Consider the following 19,227-nt stretch of genomic DNA (forward strand, 5'->3'; position numbering starts at 1 on the left):
CTCCAACCCAGAAGAAACCGCAAAGAAAACCCCAAGGAATTTTCATGAACAAGAAACTCCCCCTGCTTGCCGCAGCAACGGCGTTGACGCTGCTTGCGACCCCGTCCGCGTATGCGCAGAAGGCGTACGACACCGGCGTCACCGACACCGAGATCAAGATCGGCAATGTCGAGGCCTATTCCGGTCCCGCCTCCGCTTACGGCATCATCGGCAAGACCGAGGAAGCCTATTTCAAGATGATCAACGACCAGGGCGGCATCAACGGCCGCAAGATCAACTGGATCTCCTATGACGACGGCTACTCGCCGCCGAAGACCGTGGAGCAGATCCGCAAGCTGATCGAGAGCGACGAGGTCTTCCTGGTGTTCAACGCGCTGGGCACGCCGACCCAGACCGCCGTGCAGAAATATCACAATTCCAAGAAAGTGCCGCAGCTCTTCCTCGCCACCGGCGCGAGCAAGTGGAACGACCCGAAGAACTTTCCCTGGACCATGGGCTTCCAGCCGAGCTACCGGGTCGAGGCACAGATCTTCGCAAAATACATTCTGAAGGAGAAGCCGGACGCGAAGGTCGCGATCTTCTATGCCAACGACGATTTCGGCAAGGACTACCTCGCCGGCATCAAGGACGTGTTCGGCGACAAGGCATCGAAGCTGATCGTGGCCGAGGAGAGCTACGAGACCTCGGAGCCGTCGATCGACGCCCATATCGTCAAACTCAAGGGCACCGGCGCCGATGTCTTCGTGAACATCGCGACCCCGAAATTCGCGGCGCAGGCCATCAAGAAGATCGCGGAGCTGGAGTGGAGGCCGATGCACCTGATGACCGACGTCTCGGTGTCGATCGGCGCGGTGATGAAGCCGGCCGGCCTCGAGGCATCCGAAGGCGTGTTGTCGGCCGGCTATCTGAAGGATGCGTCGGACCCGCAGTGGAAGGACGACGAGGGCATGAAGAAGTTCATGACCTTCATCGACAAGTACATGCCCGGCGCGAACATCTCGGATGCCAATCTGGTGTACGCCTATGCCGCGGCCCAGACGATGGTGCAGGTGCTGAAGCAGTCGGGTGACAATCTGACCCGTGAGAACGTGATGAAGCAGGCCTCGAGCCTCAAGGACTTCGTCCCTGACACGCTGATCCCGGGGATCAAGATCAACACCTCGGCCACGGACTTCGCGCCGATCGAGCAGCTCAAGATGTGGCGGTTCAAGAAGGGCCAGTGGGAGCTGTTCGGCGACATCATCAGCGCCGAAACGGGCGGCTAGCCACGCATCGCAGCAACGGGCGGAGACGTGCAGCTGACGTCTTCGCCTGCACTGACGTCGATCCCCGCGACCGGCAGGCCGAGCCGGCGCGGGTCATCGATGGCCGCAAAACGCGGACATGCCCATGCCAGCATCGCCCCGCCCGATGGCGGCAGATCGAGCTGAAGAACGAAGGCATCCGCGTCGATCGCGGTCGCGGCATCCGCAACGCGCACGCCGTCGAGATAGAACTGCACGCCGATCCGATCCAGCGGCCCGCGAATCTCCGGCGACGCGATCCGAATGATGGTGCGCCCCGGCGGCGCCTCGATCCGCAAGGCGGCTTCCGGCTCGCTCCAGCGGAAGCTGCGGCCCTGCCAGACCTCCCAGGCATGGAAGCCGGCCTGTGCGACCATCTGATCGCCGAGACTCTGCGCAGCTCCGCCAAGGCTCCCCCGAATGCCACGGATGCAATAGAGGCGCTGATAGTGGATCAGCGCGGCGATATAACGCTTCAGCCAGCGCGCGATGCTGCCGCGAGAGCCGCCCATGGTGAGCAGGGTCAGGCTGCAGCGCGCATAGCCTGCCGCCAAACGTGCAAGACCAAGCGCAAGGCGGTCGCCGGCCAGTGCGATCGCGCACCAACGCCCGATCGCCTGCAGGCCTTCGCTTGTCACGCGGCCGGCGCGCATCCGTGCAGCAAGGGCGCTGCGCGCCAGCGCGACGTTGAAATCGCCGCGGCTGCTCCACTCGATCGGAGTTTCGAGCAGCTCGCTGCCGGGATCATCGCGTGCTTCGCTGAGATAGCGGATCTCGCCCTGCACGAAATCGAGCGTGAATGTCTTCAGCTCGCCGATTTCGCCGATATAGTAGTGATGGAAGCGCGCCTCCTCGAGATAGCCGATCGTATGGCCCCTCGCGTGATACGCGGCGGCGAGCACCCATTCGGCGAAATGGCCGAGCTCCTCGCGCAGGCCGCCGCATTCCCAATAGACGTCGCGCCGCGTCACGAAGCACTGGTCCAGTACCTTGCGCCAGGGATGCTGCTTCATGCCGAACTCGATGTCGGCCTGGTACATGGCGGCCTCCGCCACGGACAGCCGGTTATGGCAGATCGGCACCGACTGACAGGAGAACCCCGCCCAGTCGGGACGCGCGTCGATCGCGCGGATGCAGGCCTCCATCACGTCAGGCTCGGGCCGGCAATGCGACTCCGTAAAGAACAGATATTTGCCGCGGGCCTTGGCGGCGCCGAAGGCGCAGAGCCCGATGTCATGGTCCGAATTGGTGAATTCGAGGCGCGCTTTGCCGCCGGCCAGCGCCTTCAGCTCGTTGAGTGCCTCGAAATCAGGCGGCACCACCAGAATGATTTCGTAAAGCGATTTGTCGGCGGTCTGCGACGTCCAGCCGAGCCAGGACAGCTCCCACTGCCCGCGGTGATGTTCCAGCGGGATGATGATGGAGAACAGCGGAGATTCACCGCCGTATGGTGCGGGCACGTCCTGCATGTTCCCTTATAGACGCACGCGACGCCATTCCGGACTCTTTCTCGCGGACTATACCGACAGAAACAACGCGAACGATTCCTCCACCGTGCGGCGCAGATGCTTTCCATACAATGCGTGGTTGGCATCGTCGGGGCCGACCCGTCCCAGGGACGGCTTCGCGACATTGCGGAGCGGCACATAGGCGATCGGCGCTGCGATCGGCGTCAGTTGCGAGCCGGGTCCGGCGCGGAGCGTCGAGATGATGCCGTACATCTCGCCGGCAACCGTCGGCCGCGACACCGTGATCACGCGATGCTGGCCGTGCTTGATGATGACGAGATAGATGAAGCCGGACTGATGCGGCACCGCAACCTCGCCGGTGTGCTCATAGGCGGCGTCGGTTCGCTCGCCCTCGCGGAACACCAGTGAGGACACCTTCGGCTCCCAGACGATCTCGGTGCGATAGGCGAAGATCGCATCCTTGTCGCCGAAGGACGGCCGCAGCGTGATGTAGACGTCCTCGAGCCAGGTCACCGCGCGATGCGCATAGGAGCCGAGGCTGTCGGGCGCGACATCGTTTGCGGCCGGAGGCGTCACCACGGCGGCGCTTTTGCGCAAGGAGACGCCCAGCGCCTGCTCCAGCCGCACGGTCGTTGCCAGCGTGAACGGCCGCCGGCCGCCGAGCACCTTCTCCAGCGTCGACAGGCTGAGCTTGGCCTGCTCGGCCAACGCCTGCCGGGACATCCGGCGCCTGGCGAGTTCCTCGCGAATGGTCTCCGCGATCTCGCGGCTCTGCTCGTCCGAAAGCTGCCTGTCGGTGACTTTATCCTGCGTCTGCATCGTCAACCCTGCTCCACGGACGCAAGTCTAGCAGGGCGGACAAGCCAGCACAAAACCGTACTTGGCGATCCCGGCCTTGGCCTGCCGGGGCCGGCCGCGGCGGAACATTGCCGATCATTCTGCTCGCGCATTCAGGCGCTCCCGACGGATGCTCCGAGCCAGCGAACACCCTTCGGGAGCAGGCGAAATGGATAGCTACGACACAGCCGACGGCGACGAGCACCCCATGTTGGGGCGGCTGATCAAGCTCGGATTGTTTCTGCTGGTGCAGGGCATCGCGGTGATGCTGGTTGCCTTCGTGGCCCTGCTCGTGAGTCTTGAGCCCGGATGGTCGGCGACGACGGAGCAGGCCAGCCTGCTCCAGCCCGGCGATGCCAAATCCGGCACCCTTCTCCTGAAGGAGGACGGCGCCTACACGGAGGCGATCCGCCTCGGCATCGACGTCGACATCACGGTGTCAGGCCCGACGCTGCGCGCCCGCGTCACCCAGGTCTTCCGCAATCCGACCAAGGACTGGGTCGAGGCGACCTACGTTTATCCGCTTCCCACCGGCGGCGCCGTCGACACGCTGAAGTTGGTGGTCGGCGACCGCGTCATCATCGGCGACATCAAGGAACGGCAGCAGGCACGGGTGATCTACGAGCAGGCGCGCCGTGCCGGCCAGAAGGCCGCGCTCACGGAGCAGGAGCGGCCGAACATCTTCACCAATTCGGTCGCCAATATCGGTCCCGGCGAAACCGTGCTGGTGCAGATCGAATATCAGGAGCCGGTGCATCAATCCGGCAATGAATATTCGCTGCGGCTGCCGCTGGTGGTCGGGCCGCGCTACAATCCGGCACCGATCGTGCAGAGCGTCGACTTCCGCAAGGACGGCTCGGGCTGGGGCGCGACCAATTCGGAGCCGGTGCCGGACCGCGACCGTATCTCGCCGCCGGTGCTGGATCCCGCCAGAAACGTGCCGGTCAATCCGACCAGCATCACGGTGCGCCTGAAGGCAGGCTTCGCGCTTGGCGAGGTCAGGAGTCACCACCATAACGTCAAGGTCGAGAGCCCGGACAATGCGACGCGAATCGTCACGCTCGCTGACGGCGCGGTGGCCGCCGACCGCGATTTCGAGCTGACCTGGAAGCCGGCCGCGGAGAAGGCACCGTCCGTTGGGCTGTTCCGCGAGCGTATCGGCGATGCCGATTATTTGCTCGCCTTCGTCTCCCCGCCCAGCGCCGAGCAGGCGACGCAAAAGCCGCTGCCGTGCGAGGTCGTGTTCGTGATCGACAATTCCGGCTCGATGGGCGGTACGTCGATCGTTCAGGCCAAGGCGAGCCTACTCTATGCCCTCGGCCGCCTCCAGCCGAATGACCGTTTCAATGTGATCCGTTTCGACGACACCATGGACGTGCTGTTCTCGACCTCCGTGCCGGCCGACCCCGCGCATCTCGGCGAAGCACTCGGTTTCGTGAATGGATTACAGGCCCGCGGCGGCACCGAGATGGTGCCGGCGATGCGCGCCGCGCTGACCGACAAGGCTGGCGACACCAGCATGGTCCGCCAGGTGGTGTTCCTGACCGACGGCGCGATCGGCAACGAACAGCAATTGTTCGAAACGGTCACTGCGATGCGGGGCCGCTCGCGCGTGTTCATGGTCGGCATCGGATCCGCGCCCAACACCTATCTGATGACACGCGCCGCCGAGCTCGGCCGTGGGGCCTTCACCCATATCGGCTCCGTCGAGCAGGTCGAGGAGCGCATGCGCGGCCTGTTCGCCAAGCTGGAGAACCCCGCGGTGACCGGGCTCAGCGTAAAGTTCTCCGATGCCAAGGCAGACGTGACGCCTGCGATCATTCCCGACGTCTATCGCGACGAACCGCTGGTGCTGGCGGCAAAGCTCGACAAGCTCGCCGGCTCGCTCGAGATCAAGGGACGTGTCGGCGACCGCCCGTGGTCGGTGACGCTGCCGCTGCAAAACGCCGCCGAAGGCAAGGGCCTGTCAAAACTCTGGGCCAAGCGCAAGATCGGCGACGCCGAGGTTGCGCGCACCATGCGCGAGATGACGCCCGAAGACTCCGACAAGGCGATCCTCGCGCTGGCGCTCGACCATCAGATCGTCACGCGGCTCACCAGCCTGGTCGCGGTCGATAAGACGCCGAGCCGCCACGAGGGCGCGCCGCTCAAGCTCAGCGAGCTGCCGCTCAACCTGCCGGCCGGTTGGGATTTCGAGAAGGTCTTTGGCGAGCGACCGCATCTGACGCCCACACAATTGCGCGAACGCCATGCGGATGCGCGCAACCAGCCGGCGACGAGGCGGCCGACGCCCGCCGCGCCGGATGCGATCCGCCTACCGAAGACCGCGACCTCAGCCGAGCTCAAGATGATCGCAGGTTTCATCCTGATCGTGCTCGCCCTGATCCTGTACGTGTTCAACCGGCGTCAGCCCTTGCTCACTGACGCCGCTTGAGAGAGGAGCCCCCCGAACTCCTCTGTTAGCGCGCGCGGCTGCCCGTCCCATACCAACGGCCGCGCGCGCCTTTTTATCAGCCGTCATTGCGAGGAGCGAAGCGACGAAGCAATCCAGACTGCCGCCACGGAGACGGTCTGGATTGCTTCGCTTCGCTCGCAATGACGGGGGAAGGACCATTATGCCCCGCTTCATCTCCCCCCTCGCTGTTGCACTTGTCGGCCTCATCCTGTTCGGCGACGGCGCCTACATCCATGCCAAGGCATGGCTCGCCCAGGTGCTGCTGGAGCGCGCGTTCGACAGGAGCGTTACGACCGGCGGCGTGGTCAAGCCATGGTCTTGGGCCGACACCTGGCCGGTCGCGCGGATCGAGGTGAAGCGAATCGGGGCCAGCGCGATCGTGCTGGAAGGTACCAGCGGCCAGGCCCTCGCGTTCGGACCCGGCCATATCCACCAAACGGCTGATGCCGGCGAGCGCGGCGTTGCGGTATATGCCGCGCACCGCGATACACATTTCCGCTTCCTGCGGAATGTCGCCATTGGTGACGTAATCGATGTCACACGCCGTGACGGAAAGCACTTTCGCTATCGGGCGGATTCCTCCGCTGTGGTTCGCTTCGATGAGTCCGGCATCGATCCCGCGACGCAGGATGTCGAACTGGTGCTCACAACCTGCTGGCCCTTCGACGCCGTCACGCCCGGACCCGAGCGCTACACCCTGCATGCCACCTTGATCGAAACAGGTGAATAGCGGTTCGCAATCGGCCATCGGGGATCGATAGAGACCGCGCCGAACAGCCGGGGAACCGCGCTTGATCGGGCCGCTGAACTGGCGTCGTCTCCCATAGACCTGTAAGAACAGCCGATTGATCTTTTGACGCTGTAATTTTCAGGACAACCTGTAATGGACGACGAGTTCAGGCAGCGCCTCGAACAGCGGCTGGAGCAACTCGAAAATCGTGTCGCGCTCCTGGAACGGAATCAGGACCTCATTGCTGCCGGACAGAGACGATCCTCGCTGCGGAGCCTCTGGCGACGACCGCCGATGTGGACCTTCGAGCAATATCCGCCGCGCCTGCTCAACCTGACTGTCTTCCCGCCTGCGCCTGCGATCCCGGCGAATGCGCCGCGGATCACGATGGTCACGCCAAGCTACAATCATGCGCAATATCTCGACGCCACGATCGAGAGCATCGTCAGTCAGAACTATCCGAAGCTGACTTATCACGTGCAGGACGGCGCCTCGATCGACGGCACGATCGATCTCCTGAAGAGCCGAGGTGAGAGCATCAGCTGGACGAGCGAGCCGGACAAGGGGCAGTCGAACGCCATCAATCTCGGCTTCGCCGGTGCCGATTGCGAGATCATGGCTTACCTCAACAGCGATGACATGCTGCTGCCCGGAGCGCTCGCCTATGTCGCCGACTACTTCATGTCGCATCCCGATGTCGACATCGTCTACGGCCATCGCGTTTTCGTCGATCGCGAGGGGCTCGAGGTCGGACGCGCCGTGCTGCCGCCTCATGACGGCAAGGCTTTGCAATATGCCGACTACATCCCGCAGGAGACGATGTTCTGGCGCAAGCGCGTGTGGGAGAGGATCGGGCCCATCGACGAGAGCTTCCACTACGCGATGGACTGGGATTTCATCCTGCGCGCGCAAGCCGCGGAATTCAAGTTCGTGCGCCTGCCGCGATTTCTCGCCTGCTTCCGCATCCATGATGCACAGAAGACGGCTTCGACCTACGCGCTCGGCGTCAGGGAGATGGGCATCCTGCGGCGCCGCGTTCTCGGCTTCGATCCGACGCAGATGCAGATCCGGCGCGCCATCGCTTCCTATCTCGCGAAGCAGTTGGCGTATCACTACGCCTACAAGCTGCGCCTGCTGCATTACTGAACGATAGCAGAGGCGTGATCACCATTTGAAAGAATGCGTCACGCAGTCGTGGCACGTCGTCCGATCGTTCGCACTTTCGCCAAAAGTCTGGTGATGCTAGCCTTGTCGCGAAGCACGCAGCATTCCGCCACGCGGCATGGAGCCATCACGATCAGCCCCGCCAGACGCCGGCGCAAGACAGGGCGCTGCAACAAGAACAAGAGGTAAAGCGCCATGGAAGCCCAGGTACCTGCTGCGTCTGTTTCTCCGCGTCCATGGTCTCCAGCGCCCGATGCCAGCGATGTCGTCAAGGGCATCCACGCCATGCTGCACCCGCACAACATCGTGCTGGTGGGCGCGACCGACAAGCCCGGCAATTATGCCGAGCGCATCTGGAACAACCTCGTCAAGTACGGCTACGAGGGCGGGCTCTATCCGGTCAACGCCAAGCGCGACACCGTCTGGGGCGTGCCCTGCTACAAGGATTTTGCGAGCCTCCCGGAAAAGCCCGATCACGTGCTGGTGCTGGTGCCCGCGCGCTTTGCCGTGCAGGTGATCCGCGACGCCGCCGCGGCCGGCGCGCGCTCGGCCACCATCGTCACCTCGGGCTTCAGCGAGTTACAGGATGAGGAGAGCCAGAAGCTCGCTGCCGAATTGCAAGCCGCGATACGCGAAACGGGGCTCGCCGTCACCGGCCCGAACTGCCTCGGCAATCTGAGCGCGGGCGAAAAGCTCTTCACCAATATCGACGACCGCGTCGTCACCATGGAACAGGGTGCGGTGGCGATCGCCGGGCAATCCGGCGCCATCGTCATGGCGATCCGGCAGGCGCTGGACGATCGCGGCGTCGGGGTCGGCTACATGGTGACGACCGGCAACGAGGCCGGGCTCGAGACGCCGGACCTGATGCGCTATTTCGCCGAGGATCCGAGCATCAAGGTGATCGTGGTCTACCTCGAAGGCGTGCGCAACACCAAGGCGTTTCGCGACGCCTGCAAGGCCGCGCGCGCCGCAAGCAAGCCGGTCATCGCACTCAAGCTCGGTTCGTCCGAGGGCGGCCGCGCGGCGGCGATGGCGCACACCGGTGCGCTCGCAGGCTCGATCGAGACGTTCGACGCCATCGCGACCCGTGAAGGCGTGATCCGGGTTGGCGGGCTCGACGAGCTGATCGAGACCACCGAATGCTTCGTTCACGCGGCCGTGCCCAAGGGCGACCGGCTCGCCGCGGTCACACTATCGGGCGGCAAGCGCGGCATGCTGCTTGACGCCTTCTATGCGGAAGGCCTGAACTTTGCGCCGCTGAGCCCGCACGTCGGCTCCGAACTGGCGAAGATGCTCGGGCCGGGCTCGATCGTGGGCAATCCGCTCGATGCCGGCTTTGCCGCGGTGGTCGATCCCTCCGTCTACATGAAGTCGATCGAGCTGATGATCGACGACCCCGATATCGACATCGTCATCATCGATGCCGAACTGCCCAAGGCGCCGCACGAGTTGCGCGAGCGCAATCTGCGCATCGTCGATGGGATGGCGAGCCGGGCCGGCAAGCCGGTGATCTACATCAGCGCGATGTCGGTCGGCTTCACCGAATTCACCAAAGGCTTGCGCAAATCGCTGCCGCATCTCGCGGTCATGCAGGGCATGGACCGCGCGGTGACCGCGATCAAATCGCTGCTCGACTATGCGAAGCTGCGCAAGGCAGTGCCCGACATCGCCTCGAGCTCGAAGCCTGCCGCCCGCGCCGTGCTGGAGAAGGCGCTGAAATCGGCGAGCGGTGCCGCGCTCGACGAGGTCGCCTCGAAGAAGCTGCTGAAGGCCTATGGCATTCCAGTCTCGAAGGAAGCGATTGCGCAGACGGCGGCGGACGCCGCGAAGATCGCGAAGCAGATCGGTTTCCCGGTCGTGGCAAAAGTCGTCAGCGCCGAGATCCTGCACAAATCCGACATCGGCGGCGTGGTGCTGAATCTCAACAGCGCCGCGGAGGTGAAGCAGGCATTCGCCGACATCACCGCGCGGGTGGCGAAGCTGAAGGGCAAGCCGAAGCTCGACGGCATCCTGATCGCGCAGCAGGTCAAGGCCGATCTCGAGCTCGTGGTCGGCGCCTCGCTCGATGCCGAGATGGGGCCGGTCGTGCTGTTCGGCACCGGCGGCATCGACATCGAGCTGATGAAGGACGTCGCGCTCGCCGGCGCACCGCTGGACGAGGCCGAGGCCCGGCTCCTGATCGGCCGCACCAAGGCCGGTATCAAGATGCGCGGTTATCGCGGCAAGCCGGCCTTGCACGAGGCCTCCGCGGTGAAAGCGCTGGTCGGCTTGTCCAACCTGATCGCAGATGCCGGCGACCGGATCGCCTCGATCGACGTCAACCCGTTCCTGATCAACACCAAAACGGGCGTCGCCGTCGACGCGCTGATCGTATTGAACAATGCTGCTGCAAAACGCGCGGCCGGGCATTGATGTCGCCTAAGGCGGATTGGCGGGTTACGCTTCCGCCTTCTCTTCGAGCTACGGCGGACAAGTCGTTAACCCGCCCGCTCTAGTATTGCGGCCGCAGCATCGTCCTTCCAACCACCCCGCTTTGGCCGTAAAATCGCCCTGCATGGCACGCGCGAGCAACCTCGTAATCGGAACGGCGACGCTGGCGGTCATCGCCGTGGCGTTCGGCGGCGTGCTCGGCGTGCAGAAATGGCGCACCGCCCAGAGCCGGAGCCAGTTGCGCGTGGTGTTCGAGGGCGGCTCCGCCAGCGGCCTGCGCCGCGGCGGGCCGGTCAATTTCGACGGTGTTCCCGCGGGCCAGATCCTGTCGATCAAGCTGGATAATCCGCGCAAGATCGTGGCGCTGGTGATGCTCGACAACACCGCGCCGATCCGCAAGGACACGGTTGCGGGCATCGAGTTCCAGGGTCTCACCGGCGTCGCCGCGATCTCGTTGATCGGCGGCGCGCCCTCCGCGCCGCCGGTGCCGCTGGATACGGACGGCGTCCCCATGCTGATCGCCGATCTCAGCGACGCCGAATCCATCGTCGACACTCTGCACAGCGTCGATCGCACGATCGTCAGCAATGCCCCTGCGATCAAGGACGGCCTGCGCACGTTCGAGAACTACACCGCCGATCTCAGAAGCAAGGGCGGCGAAATCGACTCCGTCATGGCCAAGGTCGACAGCGCCTTCGCAGGCTTCGATAAGGCGGTCACCAAGATCGAAGGCGTGGTCCCCGGCTTCGTCGACGGCAAGGCCGACGAGCTGTTCGAGAAGATCAGGGGACTGCACGAGCTCGCCGATGCCATGAAGAAGAAGTCGGCTGCCTACGTCGAGGACATCCGGCGCTCGCTGCTCGACGTCAGTGACGCCGCCAACAAGATGGCTGGCACGCCCTCGCCCGCCGCCGCCCCGCGCCCGCCGCGCAAGCCTCCGCAGAAGAAGCAGTGACGCTCTTTCTTATCCTCCCCTGGAGGGGGAGGATCGGATCGCATGCAGCAAAGCGAAATGCGATCCGAGGTGAGGCGAAAGTGCTTCCCAGCATGCAGTGCCCGAGTGGAGAGATCACCCCACCCCGCTCGCGCTTCGCGCGATCGCCCCAGCAACGCCCTACCACGCGTAGCGCACAACGCCCTTGCCGGCGTAGGAGCGGGTGACGTTCGAGAACTCGCCCTCGAAGGTCGCCGACGCAGACCAGCCGTTCATCCAGTTCATCTGCACCGCCGCCGTGGTCAGCGCGGAATCGCGCGCCAGCGCTGCACCGTTCACGACGAAGGCCGAGCCCGGCAGGGTCTGGAACACCGCGCCGACGGTGCGGTCCGGATTGTAATCATGCGCCCAGGCGACGCGGCCGCGCAGGGTCATCAGGCCACCGGCCGCGGCGAATGATTTGTCGGCGCGCAGGCCGAGCTCGGTACGGGTGCTGGTCACGTCCTTGGCGGCATAGTTGAGCGCGAAGGTGCTGTTGCCGACCACCGCGAACTCCGAATAGTTCGGAAGGCTGAACATGGTGGCCTGGGCCGCCGCATAGGGCGTGAGGCCGATCCACTGCGTAGCGTAGCGGTAACCGCCCTCGACACGGCCCGAGAGCGCATTTGCGTTGAACTGCGCCCGCAGCTGATCGACGCCGGCGGCCGTGACGATGCGGTTGGTCGTGACGTCCTGCCAGCCATAGGCCAGTGCGGCCGTGATATAGGCAGGTCCGGCCGTGTGACGAACGAAGGCGCCGGCCTGGAACAGGTCGGAGCGGCCCCAGCCGAGCCCGTTGACGTTGAAGCCGGTCCCACCGCCGGCAAGCGCAAAGCCCGCGATCGTCGACGGCGAGAAGCGATAGTCGAGGCCGACGGCAGTGCCATAGACGCTGCTGGTGGTGTTGTTCGAACCGAGCGCGACATTGCCGTCGGTGGTCTGCGAGCCACCATAGCCGGCCGCCCACACATCCCAGCGCTGCTCGAAGGTTGCGGCCGGTGCCTTGCGGTAGATCGAGGCGAAGGCGTCGCGCGCGTTCTTGTCACGCGCGCCCTTGCCGGTCGCGGCATAGGCATTCGCGCCCGGCTCGTCGGCATAGGGCGTCGGACCTGATGTGCCGCTACGTCCCGAGCCGAAGACATCGGTCAAGAGGCCGAGGAACAGGTTCATCGCATTGAAGGTCGTCTGCTGCGACCCCGTTGCCGGTTCGCCGGAGGCCTGGGTCAGGCCGTTGGGGCCGAGGCCCGCGAATTCGGCTTGAAGGAAGCCATTGGCGTTGAAGAAATTCTGAAGCGTCGTGGCGACGTTCTGCTGGTTGATGTTGAGCGCGTATTTCGCGCCATAGTTCAGCGTGAAATCGAGGAACACTTCGTTTGACCCGACCGTCGTCGTGCCGACTAGGCCACCCGGCGCGGCAACGCCGGCGAAATTACCGGTGGCGCTGCCGAAAAACTGCATGATCGAGTAGTGCTGCATTATCTTGCTGCCGGGATACAGCGCGACACCCACGGTCCCGTCCAGCGTGACGTTGCCGCTGACGAGCGCATGGCTCGTGCTGAATCCACTACCGGCCTGCACAACATAGACCGAGCCGGGCTGCAAGGTGAGATCGCCCTGGACCTGCATGCTTGAGCCCGGGCCGCCGTCGCCGGGCGCATAGATGCCACCGGTGGCGATAACGGTGTTGCCGACAATCCCGGCGCCGAACAACGCACCGCCGGCATTCACGGTGGTCAGGCTCGATTGCGAGATGTCGCCATCAACCCGCAGGATGCCGCCATTCACCGTCGTCGTACCGGTGTAAGTGTTTGTGCCGGAGAGGATCAGCGTTCCGCTGCCGACCTTTTCCAGCGAGCCGGAGCCGATGAAACCACACCCGCAGGGATCGTAGTCGCCGATGACGCCATCGACCAGCGCGGAGCGGTTATTGCTGCCGACGACGAGCGTGTTGCCGCCACCGATATAGTAGGTGCCATTGCCTTCGATCGAACCGGCCGTGATGCGGCCGTCGCCGTTCGGGCCGAGGCTGATCCCGAAATCGACGACGCCTGTGCCGGTGGTGATGAAGCGCGCATTGCCGCCGGTGGAATTATCGAAGAACTCGGTCTTGCCACCGTCCTTGGTGACGATCGTGGCGTTGCCGGCCGTCGTGAACGCACCGAAATTGGTCAGGCCATCGGCCTCGTTGATAATGGTTGCATTGCCGGCGGTCGCAGTATCGGACCCGGACAGCGTACCAAACACGGTCCCGCTGAAATCCTTGTTCACGATGGTCGCGGAGCCCGCCGAGGATTGATCGAGGAACGCGGTGCCGCCGCCATTCTGGTTGGTGATGTTGGCCGTGCCCGCATTGGTCCGGCCAAAGAAGCCGGTCAAGCCGCCGTCATTGATGATGGTCGCCCGGCCGGCCGTGGCGGTGTCGGTGCCGCCCCCGAGCGGATCACCGAAGTACAGCTGGCCGTTATTGGTGATCACCATAGAGCTGGCGGAGGTCGCGTTGAGGAACATCGTCGTTCCGGAGATAGCGTTCAGGAGCGATGTAATTCCCGACGTATCGGCATTGACGATATTGAAGAGGCCCTCGTTGTTGACGGCGCCAATGATGCTCGCGGTGTGGGTGGCGTCACCGAGTTGCAGCGCTGCGCACGAACAGATGAAAGTGTCGCCGGTATAGGTGTTGGCGCCGAGCAGCGCCAGGATGCCGGGTCCCTGCACGGAGATGCCACCACTGCCGGTGATGCGCGAGGCGATGACGGCCGATGGGTCTGTCGTGCCGGTGACATCGTTGGTGAAGAACGTCGTCCCCCCGGAGGCTAGCCTGAGATCGCCGCCCTGAATGGTGTAGACAGAACCGTCGCCGGTGAGGTCGAAGCCCACGAGGCTGGTGAGCTGCACGCCGCCTGGCGTAACCGTCACCGTGCCACCGCTTGCCGGCGTCGAGACTCCCGAGTAGCCGAACACCGTGCCGACTGACGAGGGATCGTAAGCAGTGCTGGTCGAACCGAAGACGTCCGTCCAATTCGTGGTGGTGGTGTCCCAGACGCCGCCTCCGCCGTTGACGGCGCCGTTCGGCGTGGTCTGCGACCCGTTGAAGATTTGCTGCGCTGCTGCGGGGCTCGCCGCCGCCGCCGCGCTCAAGGCGAGGCCGATCCAGAATGCCGCGCGAACAGCGGTGGCACGACGCGAGCAACCCCGCCCGCTCGATGGCAACCAAGCCCCCACGCTCTTCCCCTCACCCGCGGCGCTCCCCAGCGGCGCCGCGAGGAACTTAGGCCATGAGGCTGGCCGGTAGAACTACGGTTCCTCGAGAATCAGCCAACGGGACCGCAACTTGGGCAGATTCAACAACTCATGTTGCAACCGAGCCACGGTTTTGCCGGGCTCAATTCCTACCCCGCGCATGCGCCCATGCGTCAGAATGTCCGTTCCATGTACGGCTGTTCACATCTTGGCTGATCATCCAGGGCCGCGCCCCGTGCCCCCATTCCTCGGTGCATTCGCATGAATGGCAAGCGCGCCGTCCGCAATAGCTCAGTAATTGCTCGGGGCCGACCCATTCGGGATGCCGTCGATCGGACATTCCTCCGTCCCCGGCGTCGAGCGGGTCATCGCCTCGACCATGTCCCGCGTCCCTTCCGGGTCGGCGATCCAGTTCTTGTAGAAATCATAGGGGCAGGCCGCGACGCCGCGCGGGCTTTCGCCGGAATTGATCATGCCGGTGTAGCCGCGGTGGACCAGCTTGTAGAGATGGTTCTGCGACTGGCCGTTGCGGCGCGCATCGCGGATCAGATGTTTCGACAGCTGGGCATATTGGATGCCGTAGTCCTCCTCGCCGCACTCGCCGAGCGTCCGGCCGTCGAAGCCGATGATCGCGGAGTGACCGAAGTAGGAATAGACGCCGTCGAAGCCGGCGGCGTTGGCGACGGCGACATAGACGTTGTTGGCCCACGCCATCGCCTTGGAGATCATGACCTGCTGCTCTTTGGCCGGATACATGTAGCCCTGGCAACGCACGATCAATTCGGCGCCCTTCATGGCACAGTCGCGCCAGATCTCCGGAAAGTTGCCGTCGTCGCAGATGATCAGGCTGACCTTCATCCCTTTCGGGCCGTCTGAGACATAGGTGCAATTGCCGGGATACCAGCCCTCGATCGGCACCCATGGCATGATCTTGCGGTACTTCTGGACGATCTCACCCTTGTCGTTCATCAGGATCAGGGTGTTGTAGGGCGCCTTGTGCGGATGCTCCTCGTGGCGTTCGCCGGTCAGCGAGAACACGCCCCAGACCTTGGCCTTGCGGCAGGCCTCCGCGAAGATCGCGGTCTCTTCACCTGGCACCGCCGAGGCCGTCTCGTACATCTCCTTGGAGTCGTACATGATGCCCTGGGTCGAGTATTCCGGGAAGATCACGAGATCCATGCCGGGCAGGCCCGCCTTCATGCCCACCAGCATGTCGGCGATCTTGCGGGCGTTGTCGAGCACCTCGGCCTTGGTGTGCAGGCGAGGCATCTTGTAGTTGACCACTGCGACGCCGACGGTGTCGTTGCTGCTGGAAATGTCACCGTGAAGCATTTGGGCCGCTCCTGTCTTTTGTTCGTTTGATGTTGGCGCGTGGCGTTAGTGGCTGATCATCCAGGGCCGCGCGGTCGGAAAGCCCTTGGCGCCACTCCTGGTCTTGGTCATCAGCCGCGCGGGCTTTGTCTTGTCCGTCGAGCTCTTGTCCTTCACGGTCTTGCCCGACGAGCAGCAGCCGCAGCCGGGACCGTGCGAGGCCTTGTATTGCGCGAGCGTCTGCGGCGCATGCGTGCTGCGCTCGTTGACGGCGTGCGCCTTGCGCTTCTCCGCCGGCATGCAGAAGAAATTCGGCGCGGTCAGGATCACCCGCGGCGCCATCGTCTCGCAGTGCGGACAGCTTTGCGGATCGTCGCATTCCGCCATCGGGCGCAGGTCCTTGAACGGCCCGCAATCGTCACAGAGATATTCATAGACCGGCATCGCATCATCCCTACGCTGTTGCCTGTGAGAGAATTCCCGCGGCGGATGCGGGGCTGCAAAGTCGCGCCGTCCCGCATCCCGTCGCGCAGGGAGACTATTTGTCCGGCGAGATCGGCATCTGGATATCGCCGGTGATGTGCTTGATCGGTCCTGCCGCCGACGGCATCACGTCGAAGTCGAAGATTTCGGTCGGCAGCCATAGCGTGGCGCAGGCATTGGGAACGTCGACCACGCCGGAGATGTGGCCTTGGCACGGCGCGGTGCCGAGGATCGAATAAGCCTGGGCGCCGGAGTAGCCGAACTTCTTCAGATACTCGATCGCGTTGAGGCAGGCCTGGCGATAGGCGATGTGGACGTCGAGATAGTGCTGCTTGCCCTGCTCGTCGACCGAGATGCCCTCGAAGATCAGATAGTCCTTGTAGTTCGGCGTGATCGGCGACGGTTTGAAGATCGGGTTCTTGATGCCGTACTTCGCCATGCCGTCCTTGATCACCTCGACCTTCAGATGCAGCCAGCCGGCCATCTCGATGGCGCCGCAGAAGGTGATCTCGCCGTCGCCCTGGCTGAAATGCAGATCGCCCATCGAGAGACCCGCACCGGGCACATAGACCGGGAAGTAGATCTTCGAGCCGCGCGAGAGATCCTTGATGTCGCAATTGCCGCCGTGCTCGCGCGGCGGCACGGTGCGCGCACCCTCGGCGCCGATCTTGGCCTTGATGTCACCCTTGGCGCGGCCGCCATGGGCGGTCGGCGCGAATGGCGGATTGGCGAGGCCGGGCACGCGGGTCGGGTTGGTCGCGATCAGCTCGGCCTCACGCTTGTTCCAGGTCTCCAGCATCTTCGGATCGGGCAGGCAGCCAATCAGGCCAGGATGGATCAGGCCGGCGAAGTTGACGCCGGGCACGTGACGCGACGAGGTGTAGAGACCCTTGATGTCCCAGATCGACTTCTGCGCCAGCGGGAAATGGTCGGTCAGGAAGCCGCCGCCGTTCTGCTTGGAGAAGAAGCCGTTGAAGCCCCACAGGCTCTCCTTCATCGGGCCGACATCGAGTAGGTCGACGACGAGGAGGTCGCCGGGCTCGGCGCCCTTGACGCCGATCGGGCCGGACAGGAAGTGCACGATCGACAGATCGATGTCGCGCACATCGTCGGCGGAATCGTTGTTCTTGATGAAGCCGCCGGTCCAGTCATAGGTCTCGATGATGAAATCGTCGCCGGGATTGACCCAGGCCACGATCGGGATGTCGGGGTGCCAGCGGTTGTGCACCATGTCATTATCGTAAGCCGATTTGGTGAGATCGACCTTGATCAGTGTCTCTGGCATCGAGATGCTCCCCTTTTACTGCGGTTGGTTAGACGGATAGATATTTCGAGACCTGCGCGGCATCGACGGCGTCGCGCGGATCGTCGCGCACGATCTCGCCGTTCTCGATCACCAGCACGCGGTCGGCGATATCGAGCGCGAAGCTCAGGACCTGCTCCGACACCACGATCGAGAGCCCCTTTTCGTCGCGGATGCGCTTCAAGGTGCGCGCCATCTCCTTGATGATCGACGGCTGGATGCCTTCGGTCGGTTCGTCCAGCAGCAACACTTTCGGCTTGGTCGCGAGCGCACGCGCAATCGCGAGCTGTTGCTGCTGTCCGCCGGAGAGATTGCCGCCGCGGCGGCCCTTCATTTCCAGCAGCACCGGGAACAATTCGTAGATGTCGGCCGGCACCTCGGTCCCGCCGGAGACGACGAGGCCGGTCTCGATGTTCTCCTTCACGGTCATGGTCGAGAAGATCATGCGGCCCTGCGGCACATAGGCGAGGCCCTTGGCGACGCGCTCGTAGCTCGGCAGACTGCCGAGCTCGGCGCCGTCCATTGTCACCGAACCGCTCTTCGCCGGCAGGATGCCCATCAGCGACTTCATCAGCGTGGTCTTGCCCATGCCGTTGCGGCCCATGATCGCAACGATCTCGTTGGGCGCGACCTTGACGTTGAGCCCGTGCAGCACCTCGCTCTGGCCGTAGGCGACGTGAAGATCGGAAATTGCCAGCATCGTCGCGCGCTCCTTACTTCTTGCACATGATCTTGTCCGGAAACCGGACGCCACTTTCCGGGATCATGTGCTAATGGCCCAGATAGACTTCGACGACCTTGGGGTCGTTCTTCACCTTTTCCATGGTGCCCTCGGAGAGGATCTGCCCCTGGTGAAGCACGGTGACCTTGTGCGCGATGTCCTCGACGAATTTCATGTCGTGCTCGATCACCAGCACTGAACGGTTCTTGATGATGCGGTTGAGCAGCTCGGCGGTCTTGGTGCGCTCGGACACACTCATGCCGGCAACGGGCTCGTCCAGCATCAGCAGATCCGGATCCTGGATCAGCAGCATGCCGATCTCGAGCCACTGCTTCTGGCCGTGGCTGAGCAGATCGGCGTTCACGTTGAGCCGATCCTTCAGGAAGATCATTTCGGCGACTTCGTGCACCCGGTCGCGCACGGCGGCGTCGCGGGTGAAGGTCAGTGCGCCGAATACCGAGCGGCCGCGCGGATAGGAGATCTCCAGATTCTCGAACACCGTGAGATCGTCGTAGATCGAGGGGTTCTGGAATTTGCGGCCGACGCCCGTCTTGACGATCTCGTTCTCCTTCATCCGGGTCAGCTCCTTGCCGCGGAACTGGATCGAGCCTGAGGTTGCTTTGGTCTTGCCGCAGATCAGGTCGAGCACGGTGGTCTTGCCGGCGCCGTTGGGACCGATGATGACGCGGATCTCGTTCTCGTCGACGTAGAACGAGAGGTCGTTGACCGCCTTGAACCCGTCGAACGACACGGTCAGCGCTTCGACGGCGAGCAGGAATTCCTTGGGCTGGTGACCGACGAGCATGATCTATCTCCTCACTGCCA

General features: G+C 63.9%; 14 protein-coding genes. 6 read left to right on the forward strand and 8 right to left on the reverse strand.

What is annotated here, in order from left to right; all coding sequences use genetic code 11:
• Positions 1-44: 44 nt before the first annotated feature.
• The gene (locus CT676_RS25170; RefSeq protein ID WP_085404011.1) at positions 45-1,265 is read left to right on the forward strand and encodes an ABC transporter substrate-binding protein; all 1,221 of its coding nucleotides are present in this window, start codon (positions 45-47) and stop codon (positions 1,263-1,265) included.
• Here the strand turns inward: CT676_RS25170 and CT676_RS25175 are convergent.
• Positions 1,262-2,752 (reverse strand): glycosyltransferase family 2 protein, encoded by a 1,491-nt coding sequence (locus tag CT676_RS25175; RefSeq protein WP_085404012.1) that lies wholly within the window; start codon positions 2,750-2,752, stop codon positions 1,262-1,264. The genes CT676_RS25170 and CT676_RS25175 overlap by 4 nt on opposite strands.
• Before the next feature lie 48 nt (positions 2,753-2,800).
• A complete protein-coding gene (locus tag CT676_RS25180) occupies positions 2,801-3,571 on the reverse strand; it encodes a helix-turn-helix transcriptional regulator (protein WP_085404013.1) in 771 nt (256 codons plus the stop codon).
• Positions 3,572-3,758: 187 nt separating this feature from the next.
• On the opposite strand from CT676_RS25180, the gene CT676_RS25185 reads away from it, so the two are divergent.
• The 5 genes from CT676_RS25185 (at position 3,759) to CT676_RS25205 (ending at position 11,326) form a co-directional block, all read left to right on the forward strand.
• Positions 3,759-6,023 (forward strand): marine proteobacterial sortase target protein, encoded by a 2,265-nt coding sequence (locus CT676_RS25185; protein WP_135215589.1) that lies wholly within the window; start codon positions 3,759-3,761, stop codon positions 6,021-6,023.
• Between the two features lie 181 nt (positions 6,024-6,204).
• Positions 6,205-6,774: a class GN sortase gene (locus tag CT676_RS25190; RefSeq protein ID WP_085404015.1), complete on the forward strand. Its 570-nt coding sequence runs from the start codon at positions 6,205-6,207 to the stop codon at positions 6,772-6,774.
• A gap of 153 nt (positions 6,775-6,927) precedes the next feature.
• Positions 6,928-7,920, forward strand: coding sequence for a glycosyltransferase family 2 protein (locus tag CT676_RS25195; RefSeq protein WP_085404016.1), 993 nt, complete (start codon positions 6,928-6,930; stop codon positions 7,918-7,920).
• A 213-nt stretch (positions 7,921-8,133) separates the two neighbouring features.
• On the forward strand, positions 8,134-10,353 hold the full coding sequence (locus CT676_RS25200) for an acetate--CoA ligase family protein (RefSeq protein ID WP_085404017.1): 2,220 nt from the start codon (positions 8,134-8,136) through the stop codon (positions 10,351-10,353).
• Between the two features lie 142 nt (positions 10,354-10,495).
• Complete coding sequence (locus CT676_RS25205) at positions 10,496-11,326, forward strand: MlaD family protein (RefSeq protein ID WP_085404018.1); 831 nt, start codon at positions 10,496-10,498, stop codon at positions 11,324-11,326.
• Positions 11,327-11,485: 159 nt separating this feature from the next.
• Here the strand turns inward: CT676_RS25205 and CT676_RS25210 are convergent, their stop codons facing one another.
• From CT676_RS25210 to urtD, 6 genes are all read right to left on the reverse strand, one after another.
• A complete protein-coding gene (locus CT676_RS25210; protein WP_135215590.1) occupies positions 11,486-14,482 on the reverse strand; it encodes an autotransporter outer membrane beta-barrel domain-containing protein in 2,997 nt (998 codons plus the stop codon).
• A gap of 393 nt (positions 14,483-14,875) precedes the next feature.
• The gene (locus tag CT676_RS25215) at positions 14,876-15,916 is read right to left on the reverse strand and encodes an aliphatic amidase (RefSeq protein ID WP_028155256.1); all 1,041 of its coding nucleotides are present in this window, start codon (positions 15,914-15,916) and stop codon (positions 14,876-14,878) included.
• 45 nt (positions 15,917-15,961) lie between these two features.
• Positions 15,962-16,339 (reverse strand): zinc ribbon domain-containing protein, encoded by a 378-nt coding sequence (locus CT676_RS25220; protein ID WP_085404020.1) that lies wholly within the window; start codon positions 16,337-16,339, stop codon positions 15,962-15,964.
• 94 nt (positions 16,340-16,433) lie between these two features.
• Positions 16,434-17,663: a formamidase gene (gene fmdA, locus CT676_RS25225; RefSeq protein ID WP_085404021.1), complete on the reverse strand. Its 1,230-nt coding sequence runs from the start codon at positions 17,661-17,663 to the stop codon at positions 16,434-16,436.
• A 28-nt stretch (positions 17,664-17,691) separates the two neighbouring features.
• Positions 17,692-18,381 (reverse strand): urea ABC transporter ATP-binding subunit UrtE, encoded by a 690-nt coding sequence (gene urtE / locus CT676_RS25230; protein ID WP_085404022.1) that lies wholly within the window; start codon positions 18,379-18,381, stop codon positions 17,692-17,694.
• A gap of 70 nt (positions 18,382-18,451) precedes the next feature.
• On the reverse strand, positions 18,452-19,207 hold the full coding sequence (gene urtD, locus CT676_RS25235; protein WP_085404023.1) for an urea ABC transporter ATP-binding protein UrtD: 756 nt from the start codon (positions 19,205-19,207) through the stop codon (positions 18,452-18,454).
• Positions 19,208-19,227: the final 20 nt, after the last annotated feature.

Origin of the sequence: Bradyrhizobium sp. MOS001 (assembly GCF_004634465.1) — a bacterium.
In the GTDB taxonomy this organism is placed as follows: Bacteria; Pseudomonadota; Alphaproteobacteria; order Rhizobiales; family Xanthobacteraceae; genus Bradyrhizobium; species Bradyrhizobium barranii.